The sequence below is a fragment of the Streptomyces sp. GB4-14 genome (genome assembly GCF_022696125.1).
In the GTDB taxonomy this organism is placed as follows: Bacteria; Actinomycetota; Actinomycetes; order Streptomycetales; family Streptomycetaceae; genus Streptomyces; species Streptomyces werraensis.
In genome coordinates, this window is record NZ_RZHO01000002.1 from 4,680,280 (window position 1) to 4,696,142 (window position 15,863).

Sequence of the window (15,863 nt, forward strand, 5' to 3'; positions counted from 1 at the left end):
CCGCCCGGGTCAGTGGCGGCGCAGCCGGCCGGCGACGGCGTGGCCGACGAACAGGTAGATCACGGCGGCGAGTCCGTAGCCGAAGACGACCCGCGCCCACTCCTCGTCGAAGGTGAACAGGTCACGCGACCAGGCTGCCAGCCAGTTGGCCGCGTCATGGACGAACTGCACCAGGTCGTTGGCCCGGTTGGCGTCCAGCAGATACATCAGAATCCACAGTCCGAGGATGACGGCCATGACGTCCGCGATCACCGCGATGACCGTCCCCGCGGAGGTGGAACCAGAGCGATATCGAGGGGACATGGTGTCCGTCTGGCCCCGAACGCCCGCTTGAAACCAGCCCCGTTCGCGGGGCGCACGCGAACGGCCCCCCGCCCGGCAGGGCGAGGGGCCGTCGACGACGGGGCCGAGGGCTCAGCCGCGCTGGATGCCCGAGGTGTCCTGCAGGACGCCGCGGCGGCCGTCCTGCGTCTGGGCGACCAGCGCCTGACCACGCTGCTCCACCGCCAGGTACCAGGTGCCCGGGGCGAGTTCGGCGATCGGCGTGGGCGAGCCGTCCTCGGCGAACAGCGGACGCGGCACCGGCACGGCGAACCAGAACGGCGAGAAGTCCGCGGCGGGCGGCGCGGCCGGCTGGCCCTGCTGCGGCTGGCCGTACGGCTGGCCGGGCTGCCCCGGCTGGCCGCCGAAGGCCGCCTGCTGGGCGCCCGGGTAGCCGTAACCGCCGGGCGGCTGCGCGCCGTACGGCTGCTGCGGGGCGGCGGGGCGGGCGGCCGGGAGCAGTGCGCCCTTGAGCGCCGGCACCATCGGCGTGGCCACGGCCGCCGCCGCCATCACCAGCGTGGCGACGAGCGCGAGGATCAGGCCGAGGCCCGCGTCGGGGCCGTCGCCGCCGCCCCCGAAGTTGTCGGCGCCGCCGGCCGGGTCGAAGACGTTGCCCAGCGCGCTCCAGGCGGCGAACACCGCGAAGGCGACGCCGAACGGCGCCAGGTCCAGACCCGCGACCTTCGGCGCCTGCGGCAGACCCCGGGCGACGACGATCAGGGCCGCGGCGATGAGGCCCGCCAGCACCACGCTCAGCAGCACCGGACCGCTCGCCCACAGGCTGGGGATGTCCACGCTGTCCGAGGCGCCTTCGATCGAGTACAGATCGAGGAACGACGCGATGAACAGCAGTACGGCTGCTCCGATCACCACGCCGTCGCCTCGAGTGAGGGAGCGGATATTCACTTCAGGTCCTTCGTAGGTCGTCTCGTCGTCGGAAGAGGCGTCGCTGTCACCAGGTCGCCCCGTAGGGTCCGGTGCGAAGCGCGGGGGTGGCCCCTGATCGTACGGACGACACTATCGTCCGCCGGATCGGGCTGTCCGCCCGGATCAGCGCACTGATCCCTACCCGCGCAGGAAACTCACGATTCCCTCGGAAATCCCTTGCGCCGCTTTCTGCCGCCAGGCGCCGCTGGTCAGCAGCGCCGCGTCCTTGCTATCGCGCATGTTCCCGCACTCGATGAACACCTTCGGAACCGTTGACAGATTGAGACCGCCCAGGTCCTTCCGCGTGACGAGTCCGGTGCCGCCGCCGACGTAGTTGGACGGCGCGGTGCCGGTGACGCGGACGAAGTTGCCCGCGATGCGCTCCCCGAGCGCGCGCGAAGGGCCCACGATGGCGCGGGTGTCCGCCTCGCCCTCGTTCACGGAGCCCGGCAGGATCACATGGAAGCCGCGGTTGCCCGCGCCGGAGCCGTCGGCGTGGATCGACACGACCGCGTCGGCCTTGGCCGCGTTGCCGATCCGGGCCCGCTCGTCCACGCACGGCCCGTACGGGCGGTCGCGGTCCTGCGTCAGCTTCACCGTCGCGCCCTGCTGCTCCAGCAGGGCGCGCATCCGGTGGGCGACGTCCAGGGTGAACTCGGCCTCCGCGTAACCGACGTTGGTGGACGTGCCGGTGGTGTCGCACTCCTTGCGGTGCGTGCCGACGTCCACCTGACGGTTGATCTCCGCCGTGTGCCTGACGTTCGTCGGGTTGTGGCCCGGATCGATGACGACGACCTTGCCCTTGAGCGGGCCGGCCGCGGCGGGCGCGGACGCGGAGGGCGTCCGCGAGGCGGGGGGTTCCCCGCCCTCCGCGGACGGCGAGGCGCTGCCGGCGGAGGCGGGGGAGGAGACGGCGGGGGACGGCGTGCGGGGCGCGGCCGACGGGGAACCCCCGGCCCCCTCGCCCTTGTCGTCCGTGCCGCCCGTGGCCGCGTACACGCCCCAGCCGAGCAGCCCGCCGCAGACCAGCGCGGCGAGGGCCACGGTCAGCGGACCACGGCGGGAGCGCCGCTGCGGGGGCGGATCGAAGTCGGGACCTGTGTACGACACGCAGCCACCCTAACGGTGCGCGGCGGCCGCACCCGTACGGCGCAGGACGCGCAGCGAACCCGTGGCGGAGACCTCCGTGAACTCCCCGGACCTCAGCGCCCGCTGGTGCACGCGGTACGGGGCCTGCCCGGTGAACTCGTCCACCGGGTCGGGGAAGACGTCGTGGATGACGAGCAGCCCGCCCTCGGCGACATGCGGGGCCCAGCCCTCGTAGTCGGCGCTCGCGTGTTCGTCGGTGTGGCCGCCGTCGACGAACACCAGGCCCAGCGGGCGCCCCCACAGGGCGGCGATCTGCGGGGAGCGCCCCACCAGCGCCACCACGTGCTCCTCGAGACCGGCCCGGCGCAGGGTCCGCCGGAACGTGGGCAGGGTGTCCATCACACCCAGCTCCGGGTCGACCGTCTCCGGGTCGTGGTACTCCCAGCCCGGCTGCTGCTCCTCGCTGCCCCGGTGGTGGTCCACGGTGAGCGCGGTGACACCGGCCGCGCGGGCCGCGTCGGCGAGCAGGATCGTGGAGCGGCCGCAGTACGTCCCGATCTCCAGCAACGGCAGTCCCAGCCGCCCGGCCTCGACCGCGGCCGCGTACAGGGCCAGCCCCTCGTCCAGCGGCATGAACCCCTTCGCCGCCTCGAACGCGGCGAGCACGGCCGCCTCCGGCGCCTTCACCACGAGCTCCGCCTTTCCGCAGGTCACAGAAGTCTCCACGGGGCCATGCTGCCGTAGTGCCGACGGGGGCGGGGGAGGGGGGTGCCGGGAGGTGACCGGGGGGCCGCCCGTGACGCGTCACGGGCGGCCCCCGGCCGTCACGCCGTGACCGTCTCCGGAGGCAGCGGCAGGTCCACGTCGACGCCGCCGCCCGCGCCCGTGTGGGTCGCCGGGGAGGCGAGGGGGCCGTGGCCGGGGGCGCGGGCGGCGAGGACGTAGGGGCCCTGGGCCGGGACCGCGAGGGCGTAGGTGCCGTCGGTCGCGGAGACCGTGGCGCCCGCGCGGCGGCCGTGCCGGTCGATGAGGGTGACCCGGGCGCGGGCGACCGGCGCGCCGGTCGCGTCCAGCACCCGGCCGCGGAAGCCGCGCAGCGCCTCCCGCGCCCGCTCCAGGTTCGCCTCCTCCTCGCTGCTCGCCCGCAGCTGCGGGTGCTCCGACGGGCGCCGGCCGGGCAGGAACAGCGCCAGCACCAGGCCCACGGCCACCGCCGCCGTCGCGATACCGAACGACACGCGGAACCCGTGCAGCGTCGGCACCGCGACCCCGCCCACCATGTCCGAGGTGTTGGCCAGCACCATGCCGATCACGGCGCTGGACACCGACGTGCCGATGGAGCGCATGAGCGTGTTCAGGCCGTTCGCCGCGCCGGTCTCGGAGGCCGGGACCGCGCCGACGATCAGCGCGGGCAGCGAGGAGTAGGCGAGACCGATGCCCGCGCCGAGGACGACCGAGGTGACCACGGTCTGCCAGGCGGCGCTCATCAGCCCGAGCCCGCCGCCGTACCCGGCCGCGATCACCAGCAGGCCGATGATCAGCGTGGTCTTCGGGCCGTACCGGGAGGACAGCCGTGCGTACACCGGCGCCGTGAACATCATGGTCAGGCCCAGCGGCGCCACGCACAGCCCCGCGACCACCATCGACTGCCCGAGCCCGTGCCCCGTTCCCGCGGGCAGCTGGAGCAGCTGGGGGAGGACCAGGGAGACGACGAAGAAGGAGACGCCGACCATGATCGAGGCGAGGTTGGTGAGCAGCACCTCACGGCGTGCCGTGGTGCGCAGGTCCACCAGCGGCGCGGCGACCCGCAGTTCCATCAGCCCCCACAGCAGCAGCACCACGGCCGCCGCGCCGAACAGGCCCAGGGTGGTGCCGGACGTCCAGCCCCAGTCGCTGCCCTTGGAGACGGGCAGCAGGAACAGCACCAGTCCGGCGGTCAGCCCCAGCGCGCCCGGCAGGTCGAACGAGCCCTCGGCCCGCAGCGGCGACTCGGGCACGACGGCCAGGGTGAGGGCGATGGCGAGGACGCCGAGTCCGGCCGCGCCGAGGTAGAGGGTGTGCCAGTCGGTGTGCTGGGCGACCAGCGCGGCGGCGGGCAGCGCCAGGCCGCCGCCGACGCCGATGGAGGAGCTCATCAGCGCCATCGCGGAGCCCAGGCGTTCGCGCGGCAGCATGTCCCGCATCAGGCCGATGCCGAGCGGTATCGCGCCCATCGCGAAGCCCTGGAGCGTACGGCCGGCGATCATCACCAGCAGATCGCTGGTGAACGCGCTGACCAGCGCGCCCACCACCATCACCGCGAGGCTGGCGACCAGCATCCGCCGCTTGCCGAAGAGGTCGCCGAGCCGCCCCATGATCGGGGTGGCCACGGCGCCCGACAGCAGCGTCGAGGTCAGGACCCAGGTGGCGTCCGCGGGCGCGGTGTCCAGCAGGCGCGGCAGGTCCTTGACGACCGGGACCAGCAGGGTCTGCATCACCGCGACGACGATGCCCGCGAAGGCCAGGACGGGGACCACCGCCGCGCCCGCTCTGCCGGAGGGACGGACGGGCGTCGTCTGTGTCATGAAGGGTGCCTCCAGGCGGCGAACGGCAAGGTACGTGGACCATGAACCCCGTGCGCCGAGGCAACTATTCCGTTGTTTTGGCCCGCTAACGATTTCTTGACCGTTCCTTGAGCGTCCGCGGACCGGTCGCCCGGCCGCGGCGGCTCCCCGTCTCTCGGTCCGGAGGAGGAGACGGAGGTCGGACGAAATGCCGATGCGGCCCGCGCGCGGGGATTGAGACCATGACCCTCATGCTCGAAGCCCCCGACACCACCAGCGCCCCCGCCCGCACCGCACCGCCCGTATGGATGGTGGTCGCGCTCGCCTGCGCCGGCCAGTTCCTCGTCGTCCTCGACATCTCCGTGGTGAACGTGGCGCTGCCGTCCGTACGCGGCGGCCTCGGGCTGGACGAGCAGGGCCTGCAGTGGGTGGTCAACGCGTACTCCATCGCGTTCGCGGGCTTCATGCTGCTCGGCGGCCGGGCCGGCGACCTCTACGGGCGCAAGCGCATGTTCCTCGTCGGGCTCGGGCTGTTCACCCTGGCCTCGCTGGCCGGCGGGCTCGCCCAGGAGGGCTGGCAGCTGCTGGTGGCGCGGGCCGTGCAGGGGCTCGGGGCGGCCGTCCTCGCGCCCTCCACGCTCACCCTGGTCACCTCGGCGGTGCCCGAGGGCGCGGCCCGCGCCCGCGCCATCGCCACCTGGACCGCCGTCGGCGCGGGCGGCGGCGCGGCGGGCGGCTTCGTCGGCGGGGTGCTCGTCGAGGCGCTGTCCTGGCGCTGGGTGCTGCTGATCAACGTGCCCGTCGGCGCGGTCGTGCTGGCCGCAGCCGCCCGCCGGCTCCCCGAGAGCCGCGCCGGGGACGGCCGCCGCCTCGACCTGCCCGGCGCCGTCCTCGTCACGGCGGGCCTCGCCACCCTGGCGTACGGCGTGTCCCAGACGGAGGCGGCCGGCTGGACGGCGGCGTCCACCGTGGTGCCGCTGTGCGCCGGGCTCGCCCTCGTCGCCCTGTTCCTGTTCGCCGAGGCCCGCGCCAAGGCCCCCCTGATGCCGCTCGGACTGCTGAGACTGCGGTCGGTGGCGTCCGCGAACGTCGCCATGTTCCTCAGCGGCTCCGCGATGTTCTGCATGTGGTTCTTCATGACCCTGTACGCGCAGAACGTCCTCGGCTACACCCCGCTGGAGGCCGGACTCGCCCTGGTGCCCAGCTCGGTCGCCGTGATCGTCGGCTCCAAGGTCGCCCCGCGCCTGATGCGGGCGACGGGACCGCGCGCGGTGGCGGTGCTCGGCACCCTCGTCGCGACGGCCGGCTTCGCCTGGCAGTCCACGATGACGGCGGACGGCGACTACCTCACCGCGATCATGGTCCCGGGCGTCCTGATGATGCTCGGCGCGGGCCTCGCCGGCACCCCGCTGGCCTCCCTCGCCACGTCGGGCGCGGCCCCCGAGGAGGCCGGCCTGGTGTCCGGCCTGGTCAACACCTCCCGCACGATGGGCGGCTCCCTCGGCCTCGCGGTCATGGCCACGATCGCGGCGGCCCGCACGAACGGCGTGGACACCCCGGAGGCGCTGACCGAGGGCTACGCCCTCGTCTTCACCACCGGCACGGCCGTTCTGGCACTGGGCTCCCTCCTGATGTGGGCGTGGCTGCCGCGGACGCCCGCGAGGCAGTCGGGCTGAACCCGCGGCCGGGGCGGGGGCGCTGCGCGGCGCCGCGCCTCGCGCGTTCGACGGCACGGTCGTGGGCGTGGTGCCGGATCCCGCCCCGGGCACCGGGCCACGGCCGGGGCCGCCGCCGGTGTCCGGCCGCCGTCGTACGTCCGGTCCGCCGCATCCGGCCGGGTGCGGTCCCCCTCGACGGCGGACCCGGCCCGGCACCCCCCTGCAGAACCGTCCGTACGGTCCGCGCCGGTACGGATGTCCCCGGGCCCATGGCCGACCCGCGCGGGCGTCGGGCTATACAGGATCCGGACCACCCCCGGCGATCAGGAGCGACATGCCCGTCGACACCGCCCGCGCGCTCGCCGCCGCGCCCCGCACCACCGAGATCACCTGGACCCCCGAGGACGTCCAGCTCTACCACCTCGGCATCGGCGCCGGCGTCCCCGCCACCGACCCCCGCGAACTGCGCTACACCCTGGAGTCCCGCCTCCACGTCCTGCCGAGCTTCGCCACCGTCGCCGGCGGCGGAGCGCCCGGGGTGATCGCGGCCCTGTCCATGCCCGGCGTCGACGTGGACCTCGCCGGCGTGCTGCACGGCGGCCAGTCGCTCCGCGTGCACCGCCCCCTGCCCGTGCGGGCCGCCGCCACCCGCACCGACCGGATCACCGCCGTGCACGACAAGGGCAAGGCGGCGGTGCTGGTCCTGCGCAGCGACGCCGCCGACGGGGACGGCCCGCTGTGGACGGCCGAGGCGCAGGTGTACGTACGCGGCGAGGGCGGCTGGGGCGGCGACCGGGGGCCGTCGGCGGACGCGCGGGAGGAACAGGGCGCCCCCGACCGCACCGTCGAACGCCCCGTACGGGAGGACCAGGCGCTGCTCTACCGCCTCACCGGCGACCTCAACCCCCTGCACGCCGACCCCGGGTTCGCGCGCCGCGCCGGGTTCGACCGCCCGGTGCTGCACGGGCTGTGCACCTACGGCATGACCCTCAAGGCGGTCGTCGACACGCTCCTCGACGGTGACGTCACCCGCGTCCGCTCCTGGACCGCCCGGTTCACCGGGGTGACGTACCCGGGCGAGACGCTGCGGATCCGGATGTGGCGCGGGGACGGGACGGTACGGGTGGCCGTGGGCGCGGTGGAACGCGGGGACGCGCCCGTACTGGCGGGCGCGACGGTGGAGTTCACCCGGGACTGAGTACGAGGACGGCCCCGACCGTCGGAGGACGATCGGGGCCGTGCTGTCCGTTCCGCCCGCGGAGGGCGAGACCGGCCGACCAGGGTCAGGCGGCCTGCTCCCCGCGGTCGTCCTCCTGGGCCGGCTTGCGGTGCCGGCCGCGCGGGGACGTCTCCGCCTCCTGCGTGGAGACCGGTCCCCGGTGCCTGCCGTGACCCGCGGCCACCTGCTCGTGCTCGACGGGCCGCGGCTCGTGCGTGATGACGTCGCTCATCGGAAGATTTCACCCCGTAAACATGATCTTTCCTACAGCCGGGCGAGTCTAACCGGCCCACCGCACCCCAGATCCAGGCGGCCACGCCAACCGCCACTAGTTCGTTACAAGCCGTCCGAGGGGTGCTTGCTGAAGAGGCACGGGGCGCGGCACGTCGGCCAGGGAGTCAAGGTGATGAACGGTCATCTCCGTTTCTCGGGTGGGTAGTTGACTGCTGTACCGCTCGACGTGCGGAGACGGCGGTTCCGCGCCCCCCGGGTCCGAGGCGCCGTCGTCCCGGGAGCCGTCCTCCGTCCGCCGTTCCTCGCCGGGCATCGTCAGCGAGGCCACCCCGCACGGCACCGCGCCGGTGGAGTACGGGAGCCGCAGCACCCCGTCCGCCGTCCACAGCCCCGTGCCCCTCAGCCAGCCCGCCGGGGCCGGGACATGGTGGACGCGCCGCTCGGCGGGCCGCCACAGCCCGATCCAGCCGGCGCCGTCCGCCCCCTCGACGCGCAGCGCCACCGCGCACCCCTCCGGGGTCAGCATCTGCCCCGGCTGCACCGCGAACGGCGTCACCGTGCGGCCCGGCAGCCGCAGGCACTCGGGGAACCGCACGGGCAGGGTGCTGCCCAGCACGCCCCAGCCCAGCCGCGGCTCCCCAGGGGAGGGCGCGTCCGAGCGGAGCAGCAGCAGACCGCTGTCCGGGTCGGCGAGCAGCACCCGGTCGTCGCTGCCGGGGGCGATCTGCAGCAGCGGCGACACCTCGCCGCCGCGTCCGAGGTCGACCACCACCGCCTTGACGCGTCCGCCCGACTCCTGGTCCAGGGCGAGCATCCGCCCCTCACGGTCCAGCCACGCCCCGCCCGAGCAGCCGCCGGGGATCTCCGCGACCAGCTCGGGCCCGGACGCCCCGCCCGCCACCAGCCACACCGCGGCGCTGTGCCGGCCGGCGGCGAGGGCGTACGCCCGGCGGCCGTCCGGGGCCGGGGGCAGCAGCCGCAGCCGGGTCCCCCCGTCGGGGCGGTCGACCGTGCCGAGCGGCAGCTCGCCCGTGCCGGGGCCGGTCGGGTAGAGCAGGGAGAAAGCGTGCCGCCCGTCCACCAGCCGGTGGATGAGGACCCGGCCGTCGGCGAGGGGCTGTACCTCGGTGCCGGGCTCCTCGGGCTGGTTGCCGGGGAGCGGCACCGCGTACGGCTCGGGGCCGTCCAGGGTCCAGCGCTCCGGGAACAGGGAGTCGCCGGCGAGGGCCAGGCGGGCGGCGTAGCAGCCGTCCGCGGTGATGGTGCAGCCCGCCCGTCCCGCTCCGTTCTCGTGTGCCGCCGCAGGTTCGATGGCGCAGACCGTCATCTTTCGGTCACCTCCGGTGACGAACGGTAGTTTTCGCGGACGGAGGCGGCGGAGCGGAGGGACGCGCTTCACACGTAAGGGTGCTCCAGGAACGATTCTGCTGAGGAAGCGCGAGGAGTGTGCTCCACGGGTGCGCCGTGCGACCGGGTGGGGACCGCGGCGGGGACCGGATCCGGTACTGCCGTGCGAAAGGGGCAGGTAGCCTTGGCGGCGTGCCCCGTCTGTCAGAAGTCATCGCCGCGCTGGACGACCTGTGGCCCGCCGAGCGGGCCGAGTCCTGGGACGCGGTCGGCACCGTCGTGGGCGACCCGGACCAGGAGGTCACGCGCGTCCTGTTCGCCGTCGACCCGGTCCAGGAGATCGTCGACGAGGCGGTGAAGCTCGGCGCCGGCCTGCTGGTCACCCACCACCCGCTCTACCTGCGCGGCACGACCACCGTCGCGGCCTCCACCTTCAAGGGCCGCGCGGTGCACACGCTCATCAAGAACGACATCGCGCTGCACGTCGCCCACACCAACGCCGACACCGCCGACCCGGGAGTCTCCGACGCTCTCGCCGGCGCGCTCGGCCTCAGGGTCGTACGGCCGCTGGTGCCGGACCCGTCCGACCCCGGGGGACGGCGTGGACTGGGCCGCGTGTGCGAGGCCGACGCCCCGCTCACCGTGCGTGAGTTCGCCGCCCGCGCCGCCGAGCGGCTGCCCGCCACCGCGCAGGGCATCCGCGTCGCCGGCGACCCCGACGCACCGGTGCGGACGGTCGCCGTCAGCGGCGGCTCCGGCGACAGCCTCTTCGACCACGTCCGGGCGGCCGGCGTGGACGCCTTCCTCACCGCGGACCTGCGCCACCACCCGGCGTCCGAAGCCCGCGCCCACAGTCCTCTCGCGCTGCTCGACGCGGCGCACTGGGCCACCGAGTGGCCCTGGTGCGAGCTGGCCGCCGCCCAGCTCGACGAGATCTCCGACCGTCACGGCTGGGACCTCCGGGTCCACGTCTCGCGTACGGTCACCGACCCCTGGACCGCCCACGCGGCGTCGTCCCGAGCCCACCCGTCACCCACCGCCACCCTTCCGGGGAGCGCTGCGCGCGCCCCGCTCGACCCCGAATCATCTGGAGCCCCCAACTGAACGCCGAGCCCGCCGACCAGATCCGACTTCTCGACGTCCAGGACCTCGACGTCCGCCTCCAGCAGCTCGCGCACAAGCGGAAGTCGCTCCCGGAGCACGCCGAGATCGAGTCACTGAACCGGGACCTCGCCCAGCTGCGCGACCTGCTCGTCGCCGCGCAGACCGAGGAGAGCGACTGCACGCGCGAGCAGACCAAGGCCGAGCAGGACGTCGACCAGGTGCGCCAGCGCGCCGCCCGCGACCAGAAGCGGCTCGACTCCGGCGCCGTCTCCTCGCCCAAGGACCTGGAGAACCTCCAGCGCGAGATCGCCTCCCTCGCCAAGCGCCAGGGCGACCTGGAGGACGTCGTCCTCGAGGTCATGGAGCGCCGGGAGTCCGCCCAGGAGCGGGTCGCCGAACTGACCGAGCGCGTCGGCTCCGTCCAGGGCAGGATCGACGACGCGACCGCCCGCCGGGACGCGGCGCTGGAGCAGATCGACGGCGAGACCGCGTCCGTGACCAAGGAGCGTGAGGTCGTCGCCGCCTCCGTGCCGGCCGCGCTGCTCAGCCTGTACGACAAGCTGCGCGAGCAGCAGGGCGGCATCGGCGCGGCCAAGCTGTACGCCCGCACCTGCCAGGGATGCCGTCAGGAGCTCGCCATCACCGAGCTGAACGAGATCCGCGCCGCCGCCCCGGACACCGTGGTGCGCTGCGAGAACTGCCGCCGCATCCTGGTCCGCACGGCGGAGTCGGGACTGTAGGGACCTACCGGCAGGGGATCGAGTCCGATGCGGGAGTTCGTCGTCGAGGCGGACGGCGGGTCACGGGGCAACCCGGGACCCGCCGGTTACGGGGCCGTGGTGAGCGACGCGGCGACGGGGGAGACCCTGGCGGAGGCGGCCGAGTACATCGGCGTCGCCACCAACAACGTCGCCGAGTACCGGGGCCTGCTGGCCGGGCTGCGCGCCGCCCGGGAGCTGGACCCGGACGCCCGGGTCCACGTGCGGATGGACTCCAAGCTCGTCATCGAGCAGATGTCGGGCCGCTGGAAGATCAAGCACCCGGCGATGAAGCCGCTCGCGGCCGAGGCCGCGACGGTCTTCCCGCCGGACCGTGTCACCTACGAGTGGATCCCCCGCGAACGCAACGCTCACGCCGACCGGCTCGCCAACGAGGCGATGGACGCCGGCAAGCGGGGCGAGCAGTGGTCGGCGGAGGCGAGCCGCGCCGGCCTGGACACCCCACCGGCCACCCCGGCCGTACCGGCCCCGGAGGGGCCGCCCGGCGACGCGACGGCGGGGGCGGCACGGGTGCGGGCGGCCCTGGCGTCGGCGGGCGGCGCTGCCGGGCCCGGTGAGCCGGGGCCGCGACAGCACCCCGCGGCCGAGGGTGTCGCCGCGGCCGGCGGTGCGGACCCGGCGAGGACGGCCCCGGGGCGCGGCGCCGAGGACGCCTCCGGCGAAGGGCCGGACGCGGAACACGGCGCCAGGGCGGCCGATTCGGGAGCGGCGGACGTTCACGGCGGGCGCGCCGCCGAAGGAAGCGGTGGCGCGGCGGGCGGTCCGGCACCCACGGACCGGGCTCGGGGCCGACGGGCGGCGGAGCCCCGCGCCACGGAGGTCCGAGCCGCGGGCGCACCCGGCGAGGGTCCCGCGGCCGGAGGGCCGGACAGGCCGGCAGGGGGCGCCCCCGCCGACGCCGACCGCCGGGCCGCGCAAGCCGTGGCCACCCCTTCCTCCGGGTGGGCGCCCGCCGACATGGGGGCGCCGGCCACCTTCGTGCTGCTGCGGCACGGCGAGACGCCGCTCACCCCGCAGAAGCGGTTCTCCGGCAGCGGGGGCAGCGATCCCTCCCTCTCCGGCATCGGGCGCGAGCAGGCCGAGAAGGTCGCCGCCGCGCTCGCGCGGCGCGGCACCGTTCAGGCGGTCGTCGCCTCGCCCCTCGCCCGTACCCGCGAGACCGCGCGCATCGTCGCCGCCAGGCTCGGGCTCGACGTGGCCGTCGAGGACGGGCTGCGGGAGACCGACTTCGGCGCCTGGGAGGGCCTCACCTTCGGCGAGGTGCGCGAGCGGTACCCCGAGGACCTGGACGCCTGGCTGGCGTCCCCGGAGGCCGAACCCACCGGCGGCGGCGAGAGTTTCGCGGCGACCGCGGCCAGGGTCGCGGAGGCCCGCGACAAGCTGGCCGTGGAGTACCGGGGCCGCACGGTCCTGCTGGTGACACACGTGACGCCGATCAAGACCCTGGTCCGGCTCGCCCTGGGCGCCCCGCCCGAGGCACTGTTCCGCATGGAGTTGTCCGCCGCCTCGCTGTCCGCCGTGGCGTACTACGCCGACGGCAACGCCAGCGTCCGGCTGTTCAACGACACGTCCCACCTGCGGTAGCGCCCCGCGGGCCCCGCCCGCCGGGTCACCGCAGCGCCGCCGCCTGCCGCGCCAGCCGCTCCACGCGGTCCCAGTCGCGGGCGGCCACCGCGTCCTCAGGCAGCATCCAACTGCCGCCGACACACCCCACGTTGGGCAGCGCCAGATACTCCGGGGCGGTGTCGGGACCGATCCCCCCGGTGGGGCAGAAGCGGGCCTGCGGCAGCGGACCCGCCAGGGACTTCAGATACGCCGTGCCGCCTGCCGCCCGCGCCGGGAAGAACTTCATCTCCCGTACCCCGCGCTCCAGCAGCGCCATCACCTCCGACGCCGTCGACACCCCCGGCAGGAACGGCACCCCGGCCGCCCGCATCGCCGCCAGCAGCGCGTCCGTGCACCCCGGGCTGACCAGGAACCGCGCACCGGCCGCCACCGCGTCCGTCACCTGCTCCGGCGTGAGCACCGTCCCCGCGCCGACCACGGCACCCGGCACCTCGGCGGCGATCGCCCGGATGGCGTCCGGCGCGGCCGGGGTCCGCAGCGTCACCTCGATCGCGGGCAGCCCGCCCGCCACCAGCGCCCGCGCCAGCGGCACGGCGTCGGCGGCGTCCTCGACCACGACCACGGGCACCACGGGAGCGAGCCCGAGCACCGAGAAGGGGACATCGGGCGCGCCGGACGACGGCAGGGGAGCGTTCATGCCGCTCATCCTGCCGTCGGCACGCATCCCGCGCAAAGGTCGTTGCGCACGATGCAACGGAGCCTCGGGGTGTGACGGAAGGGGTCAGTGCACTTCGTCCACCAGCACGTCCAGCGACCACGCCGCCCCCGTCCGGGCCGGCGCCGTGGACTCCACCACGTACCCGAGGTCACGCAGCGCCTCCACCAGCTCCGCCGGGTCCTTCGGCACGGCCCCGGCCGTCAGCAGACTCCGTACGATCCGGCCCTTGGTCGCCTTGTTGAAGTGGCTGACCACCTTCCGGGTCGGCGCGTGCAGCACCCGGACCGTCGCCGTCCGCCCGGCCACCTCGCCCTTCGGCTTCCACGCCGCCGCGTACGCGGCCGAGCGCAGGTCGAGGACCAGCCCCGACCCCGCCGCCTCCGGCATCACCTGGGCCATCGGCGCCCGCCAGTACGCGCCCAGCGCGCCCGTACCGGGCAGCTTCACCCCCATCGAGCAGCGGTAGGAGGGGATGCGGTCGGTCACCCGGACCGCGCCCCACAGCCCGGAGAACACCAGCAGCGACCGCGCCGCCCGCCGCTTCGCCGCCGCGTCGAGCGAGGCCAGATCGAGGGCGTCGTACAGCACACCGGTGTAGATCTCCCCGGCCGGGCGGGCACCGGCGGTGCGCAGCTCGCGGTTCTTCGCGACCTCGCCCCGCAGGCCCTCGCTCAGGCCGAGCACCTCGCGCGCCTTGTCCTCGTCGCCGGAGCAGAGGTCGACCAGTTCGGTGAGGACCTCCTCCCGCGCGGCGGCCAGCCCCGGCAACGACAGGGACTCCGTCCGCAGCGGGGCACCGCGGCCGGAAGAGGCCTTGCCTTCGGACGGCGGCAGCAGGACAAGCACAGGTACTCCTTCGATCGAGCTCGCCTGTCAGGGTACGGCGTGACCCGCGGGCCCCTGCCGGGCGGCGGTGAGCACCCGTACCAGGCCGTCGGCGTCGTCGGCGTGGAAACGGACCACGCGCACGTCCCGGGTGCGCCCGAGGAACGACCGGTGCGCGACCGGCTCCGTGAGCTCCACCGTCACGGTCGTCCGCGAGCCGACGGCGAGGTTCAGCTCGCCGTCCGCCTCGGCGTGCGTCATCCGCAGCTCACGCCGGACGGACGCGATCCGCTCCCGCGGTATCCGCAGGTCGACGTGGACGGCCCGGCGCACCCGCAGCCCGTCGGCGGTGACGACGTGCGGCCGCACGACGGAGGCGGCGTACAGGGCGACGACGAGGACGACCGTGTAGACGTCCAGGAACAGCACCACCGCGTGCAGCGTCGGCCGGCCGGCCAGCAGCGCGGACATCGCGACCGTCTCCACGACGCACACGAACGCGAAGCCGAACATCATGGCCGCCTCGCCGCGCGCGTACCCGAACGCCGTGCCTCCGCCCGTGCCGTGCGTACGCCGCGCCAGCCACAGCACGAGGCTCGCCATCAGGCGCGCCTCGTGCCGCACCAGCGCCCACCCCACGCGCACCGTCCTTCCCGTCACACCCTGTCCCCGGCTCATGCCCGCCCCTCCGCGACGATCCGCAGCGCCCTCCGGAAGGCCTCCGCCTGGGCGGGGGCGAAGTCCGCGTACAGGGCGGCCAGGAAGCTGTTGCTCTCGTCGAGGACGGCGTCCTCCGGCAGCAGCCCGGCGGGCACGCACTCCGCGAGCGCACGGGCGGCCTCGTCGACCCGCGGGTCGTCCGTGCCGATCCCTTCGAGCTCGTCGAGCAGCCGGTACACGGTCATGGCCCGTTCCGTCCCGCCCGGCGCCCCGACCACCCCGCTCATCAGGCCCATCAGCCGCTTGCGCTCCTCCGGCGGGGCGGACGTCTCGATCAGCGCGAGGATCTCGCGGTCCTTCGCGGCCATGGGGGAGTCGGTGAGGTGAGCGGTGTCCCGGAACAGCGCGGCCAGCTCCGGCGAGACCGGCCCCTCGGCGGCCGTCCCGCCCTCCGACTCCAGCAGGGTCCGCAGCCGCGCCCGCCGCTCCCGGATCGCCTCCTCCTGCCGGGCCAGGTCCTCGTCCAGCTCCGCCAGCACCTCGGCGAGATCCTTGCCCGCGTCGTCCGCGAGCACGTCCCGCACCTCGGCGAGCCCGAGCCCCAGCTCGGTCAGCCGCCGGATCCGCGCCAGCACGACGGCGTGCCGCAGGGTGTAGTCCCGGTACCCGTTCCCGAGCCGCTCCGGCTCCGGCAACAGCCCGAGATGGTGATAATGCCGCACGGCCCGCGTGGTCACCCCGACCGCCGCGGCCAGCTCTCCGATCCGCATGCCCCCAGTAGAAACGTTGACGTCGCGGCAGGGTCAAGCGAACGCTGCGGCGTCCGACGGGGGCGCGCTGTTCCGCCCCGATCGGGGAACCGGTTCCCGA

At 74.9% G+C, this 15,863-nt stretch carries 16 protein-coding genes; 5 read left to right on the forward strand and 11 right to left on the reverse strand.

The window, feature by feature from the left end:
• Positions 1–9: 9 nt before the first annotated feature.
• The 5 genes from ELQ39_RS22645 to ELQ39_RS22665 all read right to left on the reverse strand — a co-directional run bounded on the left by ELQ39_RS22645 (position 10) and on the right by ELQ39_RS22665 (position 4,904).
• Positions 10–303 (reverse strand): hypothetical protein, encoded by a 294-nt coding sequence (locus tag ELQ39_RS22645; protein WP_242593660.1) that lies wholly within the window; start codon positions 301–303, stop codon positions 10–12.
• 111 nt (positions 304–414) lie between these two features.
• Positions 415–1,230 (reverse strand): DUF5336 domain-containing protein, encoded by an 816-nt coding sequence (locus ELQ39_RS22650; RefSeq protein WP_190000394.1) that lies wholly within the window; start codon positions 1,228–1,230, stop codon positions 415–417.
• Positions 1,231–1,389: 159 nt separating this feature from the next.
• Entirely contained in the window at positions 1,390–2,361 is a 972-nt protein-coding gene (locus tag ELQ39_RS22655; protein ID WP_242593662.1) for an N-acetylmuramoyl-L-alanine amidase, read from the reverse strand.
• Positions 2,362–2,370: 9 nt separating this feature from the next.
• On the reverse strand, positions 2,371–2,973 hold the full coding sequence (locus ELQ39_RS22660; RefSeq protein ID WP_228755588.1) for a class I SAM-dependent methyltransferase: 603 nt from the start codon (positions 2,971–2,973) through the stop codon (positions 2,371–2,373).
• A 191-nt stretch (positions 2,974–3,164) separates the two neighbouring features.
• Complete coding sequence (locus ELQ39_RS22665) at positions 3,165–4,904, reverse strand: MFS transporter (protein ID WP_242593664.1); 1,740 nt, start codon at positions 4,902–4,904, stop codon at positions 3,165–3,167.
• Positions 4,905–5,125: 221 nt separating this feature from the next.
• Here ELQ39_RS22665 and ELQ39_RS22670 point away from each other — a divergent pair, with 221 nt between their 5' ends.
• Positions 5,126–6,559: an MFS transporter gene (locus ELQ39_RS22670; RefSeq protein ID WP_225627552.1), complete on the forward strand. Its 1,434-nt coding sequence runs from the start codon at positions 5,126–5,128 to the stop codon at positions 6,557–6,559.
• Positions 6,560–6,875: 316 nt separating this feature from the next.
• Positions 6,876–7,739 (forward strand): MaoC/PaaZ C-terminal domain-containing protein, encoded by an 864-nt coding sequence (locus tag ELQ39_RS22675; RefSeq protein ID WP_242593665.1) that lies wholly within the window; start codon positions 6,876–6,878, stop codon positions 7,737–7,739.
• Positions 7,740–7,824: 85 nt separating this feature from the next.
• Here the strand turns inward: ELQ39_RS22675 and ELQ39_RS22680 are convergent, their stop codons facing one another.
• Both ELQ39_RS22680 and ELQ39_RS22685 read right to left on the reverse strand, forming a co-directional pair.
• On the reverse strand, positions 7,825–7,992 hold the full coding sequence (locus ELQ39_RS22680) for a hypothetical protein (RefSeq protein ID WP_190000389.1): 168 nt from the start codon (positions 7,990–7,992) through the stop codon (positions 7,825–7,827).
• Between the two features lie 96 nt (positions 7,993–8,088).
• The gene (locus ELQ39_RS22685; protein ID WP_242593668.1) at positions 8,089–9,321 is read right to left on the reverse strand and encodes a serine protease; all 1,233 of its coding nucleotides are present in this window, start codon (positions 9,319–9,321) and stop codon (positions 8,089–8,091) included.
• A 212-nt stretch (positions 9,322–9,533) separates the two neighbouring features.
• On the opposite strand from ELQ39_RS22685, the gene ELQ39_RS22690 reads away from it, so the two are divergent.
• From ELQ39_RS22690 to ELQ39_RS22700, 3 genes are read left to right on the forward strand one after another with little or no spacing between them, the layout of a single operon-like run.
• The gene (locus tag ELQ39_RS22690; RefSeq protein WP_190000387.1) at positions 9,534–10,445 is read left to right on the forward strand and encodes a Nif3-like dinuclear metal center hexameric protein; all 912 of its coding nucleotides are present in this window, start codon (positions 9,534–9,536) and stop codon (positions 10,443–10,445) included.
• The gene (locus tag ELQ39_RS22695; RefSeq protein ID WP_033273145.1) at positions 10,442–11,185 is read left to right on the forward strand and encodes a zinc ribbon domain-containing protein; all 744 of its coding nucleotides are present in this window, start codon (positions 10,442–10,444) and stop codon (positions 11,183–11,185) included. Before ELQ39_RS22690 ends, ELQ39_RS22695 begins: the two co-directional genes overlap by 4 nt.
• A 27-nt stretch (positions 11,186–11,212) precedes the next feature.
• Positions 11,213–12,808, forward strand: a complete 1,596-nt coding sequence (locus ELQ39_RS22700) for a bifunctional RNase H/acid phosphatase (protein ID WP_242593669.1) — start codon at positions 11,213–11,215, stop codon at positions 12,806–12,808.
• 25 nt (positions 12,809–12,833) lie between these two features.
• Here the strand turns inward: ELQ39_RS22700 and eda are convergent, their stop codons facing one another.
• The 4 genes from eda to ELQ39_RS22720 all read right to left on the reverse strand — a co-directional run bounded on the left by eda (position 12,834) and on the right by ELQ39_RS22720 (position 15,763).
• Positions 12,834–13,487, reverse strand: a complete 654-nt coding sequence (gene eda / locus ELQ39_RS22705; protein ID WP_242593670.1) for a bifunctional 4-hydroxy-2-oxoglutarate aldolase/2-dehydro-3-deoxy-phosphogluconate aldolase — start codon at positions 13,485–13,487, stop codon at positions 12,834–12,836.
• Between the two features lie 84 nt (positions 13,488–13,571).
• Positions 13,572–14,354, reverse strand: a complete 783-nt coding sequence (gene yaaA, locus ELQ39_RS22710; protein WP_242593671.1) for a peroxide stress protein YaaA — start codon at positions 14,352–14,354, stop codon at positions 13,572–13,574.
• 27 nt (positions 14,355–14,381) lie between these two features.
• Positions 14,382–15,011 (reverse strand): hypothetical protein, encoded by a 630-nt coding sequence (locus tag ELQ39_RS22715; RefSeq protein ID WP_242593672.1) that lies wholly within the window; start codon positions 15,009–15,011, stop codon positions 14,382–14,384.
• Entirely contained in the window at positions 15,008–15,763 is a 756-nt protein-coding gene (locus ELQ39_RS22720; RefSeq protein WP_242593673.1) for a MerR family transcriptional regulator, read from the reverse strand. Before ELQ39_RS22720 ends, ELQ39_RS22715 begins: the two co-directional genes overlap by 4 nt.
• Positions 15,764–15,863: the final 100 nt, after the last annotated feature.